General features: G+C 37.1%; 10 protein-coding genes and 1 pseudogene. 8 read left to right on the top strand and 3 right to left on the bottom strand.

The genetic code is table 11. The features are described 5' to 3' along the window. The first annotated feature begins 473 nt into the window (after positions 1–473). Positions 474–1,028 carry a 16S rRNA (guanine(966)-N(2))-methyltransferase RsmD gene (gene rsmD / locus V7164_RS13390; protein ID WP_335346306.1) on the top strand — a complete coding sequence of 185 codons (555 nt, stop codon included), beginning with the start codon at positions 474–476 and terminating at the stop codon, positions 1,026–1,028. Positions 1,029–1,047: 19 nt separating this feature from the next. Further along, positions 1,048–1,530, top strand: a complete 483-nt coding sequence (coaD, locus tag V7164_RS13385; protein WP_335346307.1) for a pantetheine-phosphate adenylyltransferase — start codon at positions 1,048–1,050, stop codon at positions 1,528–1,530. Between the two features lie 46 nt (positions 1,531–1,576). Here the strand turns inward: coaD and ylbJ are convergent. Further along, positions 1,577–2,790 (bottom strand): annotated as a pseudogene (gene ylbJ, locus V7164_RS13380) (sporulation integral membrane protein YlbJ). Positions 2,791–2,973: 183 nt separating this feature from the next. Between ylbJ and V7164_RS13375 the strand changes: the two are divergent. Together V7164_RS13375 and V7164_RS13370 are read left to right on the top strand one after the other, a co-directional pair. Beyond that, positions 2,974–3,765 (top strand): patatin-like phospholipase family protein, encoded by a 792-nt coding sequence (locus V7164_RS13375; RefSeq protein ID WP_335346309.1) that lies wholly within the window; start codon positions 2,974–2,976, stop codon positions 3,763–3,765. Then, positions 3,762–4,778, top strand: a complete 1,017-nt coding sequence (locus V7164_RS13370) for a SepM family pheromone-processing serine protease (protein ID WP_335346310.1) — start codon at positions 3,762–3,764, stop codon at positions 4,776–4,778. Before V7164_RS13375 ends, V7164_RS13370 begins: the two co-directional genes overlap by 4 nt. Positions 4,779–4,813: 35 nt before the next feature. On the opposite strand, the gene V7164_RS13365 is transcribed toward V7164_RS13370, so the two are convergent. After that, complete coding sequence (locus V7164_RS13365) at positions 4,814–6,028, bottom strand: nucleotidyltransferase (protein WP_335354305.1); 1,215 nt, start codon at positions 6,026–6,028, stop codon at positions 4,814–4,816. 180 nt (positions 6,029–6,208) lie between these two features. On the opposite strand from V7164_RS13365, the gene V7164_RS13360 reads away from it, so the two are divergent. The 4 genes from V7164_RS13360 to V7164_RS13345 all read left to right on the top strand — a co-directional run bounded on the left by V7164_RS13360 (position 6,209) and on the right by V7164_RS13345 (position 8,512). After that, on the top strand, positions 6,209–6,733 hold the full coding sequence (locus V7164_RS13360; RefSeq protein ID WP_335347709.1) for a YceD family protein: 525 nt from the start codon (positions 6,209–6,211) through the stop codon (positions 6,731–6,733). Positions 6,734–6,780: 47 nt separating this feature from the next. After that, positions 6,781–6,954: a 50S ribosomal protein L32 gene (rpmF, locus tag V7164_RS13355; protein WP_003348855.1), complete on the top strand. Its 174-nt coding sequence runs from the start codon at positions 6,781–6,783 to the stop codon at positions 6,952–6,954. A gap of 105 nt (positions 6,955–7,059) precedes the next feature. Beyond that, positions 7,060–7,818 (top strand): enoyl-CoA hydratase/isomerase family protein, encoded by a 759-nt coding sequence (locus V7164_RS13350; RefSeq protein WP_335347708.1) that lies wholly within the window; start codon positions 7,060–7,062, stop codon positions 7,816–7,818. Between the two features lie 100 nt (positions 7,819–7,918). Continuing rightward, positions 7,919–8,512, top strand: coding sequence for an RsfA family transcriptional regulator (locus tag V7164_RS13345; RefSeq protein ID WP_335347707.1), 594 nt, complete (start codon positions 7,919–7,921; stop codon positions 8,510–8,512). Between the two features lie 103 nt (positions 8,513–8,615). On the opposite strand, the gene V7164_RS13340 is transcribed toward V7164_RS13345, so the two are convergent. Next, positions 8,616–9,089, bottom strand: coding sequence for an N-acetyltransferase (locus V7164_RS13340; protein ID WP_335354304.1), 474 nt, complete (start codon positions 9,087–9,089; stop codon positions 8,616–8,618). Between the last annotated feature and the right edge of the window lie 82 nt (positions 9,090–9,171).

The raw sequence follows: 9,171 nt of genomic DNA, 5'->3' as shown, positions 1-9,171 counted from the left end.
CCATTAGCGGTCATTAATGGAAATATATATATGAGCGGGCAATGGATTGAAACATTGTTTAAGGTTACGATTGAAGAAGAGGATGATGAAATTATTTTTTCTTATTAAGATAACAGGTTTGGAAAAAATAAAAAACCCTGCAGAAATTCTGCAGGGTCCTTCTATATCCTCATTAAGGATAGAAGGCAAAGGGAGAGGAGAAACCGGAGGAAGAACTTATGGGGAAACGTAAGTCTTCTCCGCGGTTGGCAACAACATCCTCGAATAGATGCTGTTAATTACATTATTTCCACAATAGCTCTGGATATACACTATTAGGGATATTTTTTTCCAGTGGTCCATTAAATGGATCAATCATCATTTTTTTACACCTTGGTGGGATGAATCGAATAACATGTTGGCGACAGATAATAATTATGATAGGATAGGAAGGAAAAAATAGACAGAGTAATGATTAGTGGTGATAATGAATAATGAGAGTAGTTTCAGGAACTAGAAAAGGAAAGGCACTAAAGGCCGTACCTGGAAGTTCAACAAGACCAACAACTGATAAAGTGAAGGAAGCCATGTTTAATATGATTGGACCTTATTTTAATGGGGGAACTGTCCTTGACTTATTCGCCGGGAGCGGGGGGCTTGGCATAGAAGCTTTAAGCCGTGGCATTGAGAAGGCGATTTTTGTAGACAAGGATGGGAAAGCGATTCAGACTATTCACGAAAATGTGAATACATGTGATTTTGAGGACAGAGCAGAAATTTATCGAAATGAAGCGGAAAGAGCTTTGAAGGCAGTTATAAAAAGAGAATTATCTTTTGATATTATCTTTATGGATCCTCCTTATAAAAAACAGCAGCTTTTAAAACTGATGGAAATAATTAATACAGAAAATGTGCTTGTTGAAGGCGGAACCATTGTATGTGAGCATGGCTCTGATATTCAATTACCTGACACTGTTGGAAGACTTGAAAAGCGAAAATATGAAAAATACGGTATGATTGCGATAACAATCTATCATATGCCGATATAAATATACGAGGGGGATAATTATGGGCGGTATTGCTGTTTGCCCTGGTAGTTTTGATCCAATTACTTATGGACATCTGGATATTATTAAAAGAGGAGCAAAAGTATTTGATCAAATTCATGTTGTTGTATTAAATAACTCTTCGAAAAATCCATTATTTACTGTTGATGAAAGGTTAAAGTTAATAAAGGAAGTGACTAAGGAGATACCAAATGTGACGGTTTCTGCCTTTCAGGGCTTGCTTGTGGATTATGCGAATATGGTAAATGCAAGCGCTATTATTCGCGGTCTGCGTGCAGTTTCGGATTTTGAATATGAGATGCAGATCACTTCCATGAACCGTGTACTAAATGATAAAATTGAAACCTTTTTCATCATGACAAACAATCAATATTCTTTTTTAAGCTCTAGTATTGTAAAGGAAGTTGCCAAATATAATGGAAAGGTTTCTGAGCTTGTTCCCCCTGCTGTAGAAGAAGCACTTAAGGATAAATTTAATAAATAAAACAAACGAGCACATTTCGTGCTCGTTAATTTACATTACATTAAAGCTATCTTCCTAATCTTCTTGCAAGTAATATTGTGTAACATAGCAATGCGAAGATAGTGATAAGAGGACCGGCTTCCGAAAGACTTGTAAACCATTTATGCATCCAGGAGCCTTCACCCAAAAAGGCAACTGGCACTGCATTCGAAGGCTGTTCAGTATTGTAAAAACGCTCATATACAGGATTCCAGAGAAGGGCTGCATATAAAGCAGCAAAAAAACCATGAAATATCCGTGCAATGAAGAACGGCTTAAAATCAATATCAGTCTGTGCTAGTATACTTGCGACTTGCGCCTGAACACTAAAGCCGCTGAATGCTAAAATAAAGCTTGTAATGATTGCATGATGCATTAGAGTTGCTTCCTGAACTTGGCTGGTCAACTGACTCCCAAGAGTGATTTCAAAAATACCCGAAATAAATGGAGTGCTTAATTCAACTGGAAGACTAAATGCTGACAGGATAAATTCTAATCCGCCAGCTAAAAAGGCGGTAATTCCAAGATGGTAAAGTAATTTATTAATGACAGAAAAAAGAATAATAAATCCGCCAATCATTAATAATGTTCGAATAGACGACATGACTGCATCGCCAAGTAGCTTGCCAATCGGCCGATTATCATTAATTCTCGTACGATGAAGGACGGATAATGCATATCTAATAGAGGGCTTTCTTTGTTTCTTCTCGTTAGTCGCTTCGTTTTTACGGCCATAAAATCTCATTGAAAGTCCAACTGTAATATTGCCTAAATAATGAGCTAATGCAAGGATTACACCAAGCTTTGCATTATGGAAAAAACCGACAGACACAGCACCGAAAATAAACAATGGATTGGAACAATTAGTGAAGGAAACTAATCGTTCAGCTTCAGTTTTGGATATTTGACCTTCTTGTCTTAGTCGTGCAGAGTTAATTTTGCACCTGCAGGAAACCCGGATGCCATGCCCATTGCCCAAACAAACCCGCCAACACCAGGAACCTTGAATAATGGGCGCATAAGCGGCTCAAGGAGTACACCAATGAACCTGACTACTCCAAACCCTATAAGCATTTCAGAAACAATAAAAAAAGGTAAAAGGGAAGGAAATACGATTTCCCACCACATGTTCAAGCCCCTTATGGAAGCATCTACAGACTCTTGAGGAAAAGATATAAGTGATATGGCCATCATCGTTACGGATAAGGCAAGAATGATTGTTTTTATTTTAGAACGTAACACTAGGCAGAGCCTCCCTCAAAAGTTGAACTGACTGTTACTTCAAATAAGCCTTGTCCTCTATAAATCAATATACTCATAGAACAGTAAAATAGACCATAAGATTGAACATGAATCATTAATTACCTCACATTTAGGCATACAGCTCATAACACAAAGAAAAATAGCCTCGAAGGAGGAATCTTTTTGGAAAGGCCGAAAATTGGATTGGCACTTGGATCAGGAGGAGCTAGAGGGTTTGCACATTTAGGAGCTATTAAGGTATTGAAGGAAGAAGGAATTCCGATTGATTTTATAGCTGGGAGCAGTATGGGCGCGATGGTTGGATGTTTTTACGGGGCCGGATTGGATATTAACCGCTTATATAAATTAGCTAAAGCTTTTAAACGTAAATATTATCTGGATTTTACTGTTCCGAAAATGGGTTTTATTGCAGGGAAAAAAGTGAAGGAGCTTATACGTATTTTTACTCACGGCAAACATTTAGAGCAATTAGAGCTGCCGGTTAAGGTAGTTGCAACAGATTTAATGACTGGGGAAAAGGTGATCTTTGAAAAAGGTCCCATTGCTGATGCAGTTCGTGCCAGTATATCAATTCCTGGGATATTTGTTCCTGAAAAACTTAACGGTCGTCTCCTTGTAGATGGCGGGGTTGTTGACCGTGTCCCCGTATCTGTTGTAAAGGAAATGGGTGCAGATATTGTCATTGCGATAGATGTATCACATGTCAAAACAAATGCTGAAATTACATCCATTTACGATGTAATTATGCAGAGTTTGGATATTTTGCAGATGGAATTAGTCACTCATCGGGAAATTGTTTCGGATTTTATGATTAAGCCACGGGTTGAAATGTATAGTTCAAGAGCATTTACAAATATTGAAGATATCATTCGAATTGGGGAAGAAGAAACGAGAAAGCAAATTAAACAAATTAAAGAAGTAATCAACCAGTGGAAGGAGCCTGCAAGTGAATGAGAAATAAATACATTATACGTTCCTTCATGACCGCAGCAATCATTCTAATATTAAGTTCTTTTTATTCCTTACCGTACTATGTGTCTAAGCCAGGCTTAGCAAAAGAACTTGGACCAATCATTCAAGTCGAAAACGGATACGAGGAAGCAGGAAGCTTCATGCTGACGACTGTGAGGATGGGGAAAGCAAATATATATTCATATGCCATTGCAAAGCTAAACCCATATCATGAACTATATCAAATTGATGAAATCAGGAGGGAAAACGAAACGGATGAAGAATATAATGTTCGGCAGCTTCATTTAATGTCTTCTTCTAAACAGTCAGCCATTGAAACGGCATACAAGAAAGCGAAAATTCCCATTCATTATAAGTATCATGGCATTTTTGTCTTGAATGTGAAGCCTGGTATGCCTGCTGATGGAAAACTGAAAGCAGGTGACCGCATCTTTAAAGTTGATGGGAAGGAATTTGAATCCTCAGATCAATTTATTACTTATATTTCCGGAAAAAATGAAGGTGACGAAGTAGAGTTTACATTTGAACGCCAAAATAAAATAAGTGAGATCAAGATTGCGTTACAAAAACTTCAAGAGACTGGAAAAGCTGGTGTTGGGATTGCCTTAGTGGATGATAAGGAAATTGAGGTAAAGCCAAATGTAACGATAAACAGCGAGGATATTGGCGGACCTTCCGCAGGCTTTATGTTCTCGTTGGAAATATATAATCAGTTAGTGGAAGAAGATTATACGAGAGGATATAAAATTGCCGGAACTGGAACGATTAACTCAAAAGGAGTGATAGGGAGAATTGGGGGAATTGAGCTAAAAATTGTTGCTGCTGATAAAGCTGGTGCAGAAATTTTCTTTGCTCCAAAAGAAGGTGGAGCACAAGATTCTAATTATAATGCGGCAGTAAAGACGGCGAAGGATATTGGTTCAAAAATGAAAGTTGTTCCCGTTGATACATTTGATGAAGCCATTGATTATTTATATAAACTAAAATCAAAATAGCGGCATAAACCGCTATTTTTGATGTTGAATTTTTGTTATTCCAGGAAAAGCGGCGGCTGTTTAAATTCCATTTCCAACAGGCGCTGCTGGGCATTTCCTAAGGCACCCATTGAATAAATCCGGGAAGCTTTAATATCAAGTGCTAGTTGATTATTGTGCACTGAGGAAATTTTTGAAATTAAAGGCAGCTGCAGCCGTGATTTTTTCTTGTTTAAATACTGTCTCCCTTTAGAAGTCATTCCTAATAGACGCAAATATTCTGCTTTTTCAGCTTGATTATTCATTTCATTCTTTCTTGTATTTGTTAAAATATGTAAACATGCCCTTTGAAGCCTTGTCCACGTATACCTCTTCGTTTTTATTTTTTTCATAAACTCATTAAAACTATTCGATACGAGTACAGCGTCAGCAAGACGATTTTCTAGACCTTCTTCCACTTCATAAATAAAGCTTAATTCCTTCAAAGTGGAATGCAGAATTCTATATTTTAAATACGGCCAATAGGTCTCCCATTGATGAAAAAGCCCGAATTCCTGTCTATAATCAAGTAGTGCTTGATAGGATGTTTTAGGCATGTATTGTTTAAGGTCAGCCATATTACCTTCCTCTGAGAATAAGGCTTTTCTAATGCTTGTTGCACTAGCAATCGTTTCAGAAGAAAAATGAGGATCATGATAATCTGCACTCTTCCTAGACACTGTCAAAGGCTGAATAGAAGCACCTTGTTTTTGAACAGCCTTTATATATTGAAAACCCAATATATTATTAGGTTTTGACATATCAAGCAACTCTTTATGTGGGGATAGATCATGGAAAGATAAAGAAGTTGCCTTCGGATAACTATTTCCTCGTTCTAAATAATATTTCACTTGTCTTTGATAATGTTCATTATTTGTTTCAAGGAAGGTGATAGTCCGGTAAAAGCTTTCGATATCTCCTGATTCACTTCCAAAGCAAAGGGAATGACATCCTGCAGCTTCGAGAATGGAAACTGCGCCGCTTGCAAATGAATTAGCCTGCTGTGTAGCAAAGGAATATGGCAGTTCAAAAACAATATCAGCTCCGGCCTTTAATGCCATCTCTGTGCGCTTCCATTTTGATACTAGGGAGGGTTCGCCTCTTTGAAGAAAATTACCGCTCATCACCGCAATAACAACTTCAGCATCTGCAAGTTTTTTTGCTTCCTGCAGATGAAAAGCATGTCCATTATGAAAAGGATTATATTCTACAATTACGCCAACAGCATTCATTTTCATTTTGTCTCCTTACATTAGTTTAAAAGAGAGTGGGGAGGTGAAGGATAATAAAAAAGCAGAAAGGACAAAGGGTTTAAATAATCTGATAATGAACACATTATACTGTAAAGATTTTTTATTGACAAATAATTATTTGAAAGCTATAATTACCTTTGTTGCCTTGGGGTGATTTATATGAAATGGACATTAAGTCAGTTACAAAAATATCGAAGCAAGGAATTGCTCATTGATGAATTAGTTGAAGTTGACGAGATTAAAAACATTGATCCGACAATTAGAGATGCATCACCGATGAGGGTCACTGGCCGAGCGGATATTGATTCTGCAAAGGTATCCTTCCATTTAAAAATGGAAGGGAAAATAATTCTTCCTTGTTCTCGTACGTTAGTTGACGTAAGCTATCCAATTAATGTAGAAACAACTGAAACTTTTCTCTTAAAAGGTTTAGATTATGAAACCGATGAGGAAGTTCACCAAGTAATAGGTGATGTGATTGACCTAATGCCGGTCATTCATGAGATCCTGTTACTCGAGGTTCCAATGCAAGTATTCTGCGAAGATAGCAGTGAAGAAGGAGCTCCTCAGTCTGGAAAGGATTGGGAGGTCATTCAGGAGCAAGATAAAAAGGATAAAATAGATCCTCGTCTTGCTGGACTTGCTCATTTTTTTGATCATAGTGATCCTTCTTCCGATTCATAATTGGAGGAAAACTACACTCTCTAAATCTCTTTAAGGAGGTGGGACTAATGGCTGTACCTTTTAGAAGAACTTCTAAAACTGCGAAAAGAAAACGTCGTACCCATTTTAAATTACAGGTACCTGGTATGGTAGAATGCCCAAACTGTGGTGAAATGAAACTTGCTCACCGCGTATGTAAGGCTTGCGGAACATACAAAGGAAAAGAAGTTGTTAACAACTAATTTCCAATCAGATAAAAGCACAAGAACATAATGTTCTTGTGCTTTTATCGTTTTGAGCTACTATTAGAAGGAGAAAGAACAATATAAATGCTGATGGGGGATCTCATGGACTCATACATATTGGAAAAGCATGCAGATGGATTATTAGTGTTTACGATTAACAGACCAGATAAAAGAAATGCAATCAGTTATGAAATTATGGACGGTTTAGAAGAAGCCCTGTCTCTAGCTAATGAAGATGATATTAAGGTTCTGGCAATAACAGGTCAAGGGGGAAAGGCGTTTTGTTCTGGTGGGGATTTATCCGATTTCCATCGTTTAAGAACAGAGGAGGAAGCCTATGTGATGCTTAGTAGAATGTCCGATTTACTAGTCAAGCTTTTGCTGTTGCCAAAGCCTACAATTGCCCTGCTGAACGGAACTGCCGTTGGAGGAGGCTGTGAGCTAGCTTCAGCCTGTGATTTTCGTATTGCAAGTAAGCATGTTAAGGCTGGATTTATCCAAGGTTCTTTGGCTATTACTACTGGCTGGGGAGGCGGAACCTTTCTATCTGAAAGACTTTTGCCTGCGAATGCGATGAAAATGCTAATGGAAGCTCACACTTATGAAGCAGAACAATTAAAAGAACTAGGGTTTGTTCAATCTATTGTCGAGGGGGATATTCTAGAAAGCGCCCGAAAACACTTAAAAAATATACTTTGTTTAGAGTCAGATGTGTTAAAAGCCTATAAAACAATGTTTATTAATAAATGGAATGAGTCCGGGCTTCAAGAGAGAGTGAAGGAAGAGGTAAGGAGATGTGCGAAATTATGGGAGAGTGACGCACATCATCAGCAAGTAGCCAAGTTTTTGGAGAAAAAATAAGGTTTTTCTACATTCTTTATAGATAATCATTTAGGATATCAGTCTATCTTTTCTAGCATAAGCATATGTATAAATAAAAAACACTAGGAGGGATATTCTGATGTCTTCAACTCGACAAGATGCTTGGACTCACGATGAAGATTTACTTCTTGCTGAATTGGTGCTTCGCCATATTAGAGAAGGTGGTACACAGCTTCAGGCTTTTGAAAAAGTAGGGAAAAAACTATCAAGGACAGCAGCAGCTTGCGGATTTCGCTGGAATTCATTTGTAAGAAAACAATATAAATCTGGTATTGAGCTAGCCAAAAAACAGCGGAAGGAAAGAAAACACAACCCTCAAGCTGAAGAGGCAGAAAAGTTACAAGAAAATGACCATGTAGCGGATAATCTTGAAGTTCTTGCAGAAAATTCACATGGAAATGAAAAACCGTTGGAATTTGAAGATTTGATCAGCTACTTAAAAAACCTTTATCACAAAGCTGAAGAGTCCAGTTCACAAAGTGAAGATATTAAAACAAATGAAGCAAGAATTCAACAGCTTGAAAAGCAGCTGTATTATCTTGCATCAGAAAACGAACGTTTAATCAAAGAATTAAACTCAATTGAAAAGGAATACAAGTCATTAATTGAAATTATGGAAAGAGCAAGAAAAATGGTTGCAATCAAAAATGAAGATAGTCAGCAAAAAATTTAATCTGAAAAAATAAAAGCGGACAATTTTTGTCCGCTTCGTACATATGTCCGTTTTGCATATTCTATTTCACTGTCAAGGTCATTGGAGCTTTAAGCATCCCTAATTAATGAGTCTGCTCTTTAACCCCTTCTGGAAACCATACTAGAGGGTTTTCTCCACGATCTCTTTCCATGTCATAATGAACAGAAGAAAAGCCCATCTTTTGCCAAAACTCAGCTGACTTTACTCTTGGATTTGTCTTAATTGGCAGACCTAAACTTTTCGAATATTCAACAAGTGCAGTTCCATAGCCTTTATTTTGATAGTCAGGGATTACTTCTAATTTCCATAATTCTAAGTAATCTTGAGCAGGTTCGAAATATCTGTCAAAGTTTTTTTCAACTTGATAAAGGCTCATTCTTGCAACTAACTTATCCCCAAAATAAATTCCGTAAAACGGTGACTTACTATCGTTCTCAATTATATTTGCTTCCAGATCTTCAAGCATAGAAAGCTCTTGTAAGCCATATTCTTTAAATTTTTTAAACTCTTCAAGTGTTTTATAATTAATAACCAATTTTTCAACCGTGTATTCCATGAATATTCCTCCCTTTTAATCCTATAGTTATAAGTAGGATTTTTTTATCTAAATAATGTAGGCGCTTTCTTCTATTAATAAT

The organism is Bacillus sp. JJ1474 (assembly GCF_036965225.1).
Classification (GTDB): Bacteria; Bacillota; Bacilli; order Bacillales; family Cytobacillaceae; genus Cytobacillus.
This window is presented reverse-complemented; position numbering and strand designations above follow the sequence as displayed.

Excerpts from the sequence above, each read along its gene's own strand:
- rsmD (WP_335346306.1), top strand. The coding sequence starts at position 474 with ATGAGAGTAGTTTCAGGAACTAGAAAAGGAAAGGCACTAAAGGCCGTA.
- coaD (WP_335346307.1), top strand. The coding sequence starts at position 1,048 with ATGGGCGGTATTGCTGTTTGCCCTGGTAGTTTTGATCCAATTACTTAT.
- V7164_RS13370 (WP_335346310.1), top strand. The coding sequence starts at position 3,762 with ATGAGAAATAAATACATTATACGTTCCTTCATGACCGCAGCAATCATT.
- V7164_RS13365 (WP_335354305.1), bottom strand. The coding sequence starts at position 6,028 with ATGAATGCTGTTGGCGTAATTGTAGAATATAATCCTTTTCATAATGGA.
- V7164_RS13360 (WP_335347709.1), top strand. The coding sequence starts at position 6,209 with ATGAAATGGACATTAAGTCAGTTACAAAAATATCGAAGCAAGGAATTG.
- rpmF (WP_003348855.1), top strand. The coding sequence starts at position 6,781 with ATGGCTGTACCTTTTAGAAGAACTTCTAAAACTGCGAAAAGAAAACGT.
- V7164_RS13350 (WP_335347708.1), top strand. The coding sequence starts at position 7,060 with ATGGACTCATACATATTGGAAAAGCATGCAGATGGATTATTAGTGTTT.
- V7164_RS13345 (WP_335347707.1), top strand. The coding sequence starts at position 7,919 with ATGTCTTCAACTCGACAAGATGCTTGGACTCACGATGAAGATTTACTT.
- V7164_RS13340 (WP_335354304.1), bottom strand. The coding sequence starts at position 9,089 with ATGGAATACACGGTTGAAAAATTGGTTATTAATTATAAAACACTTGAA.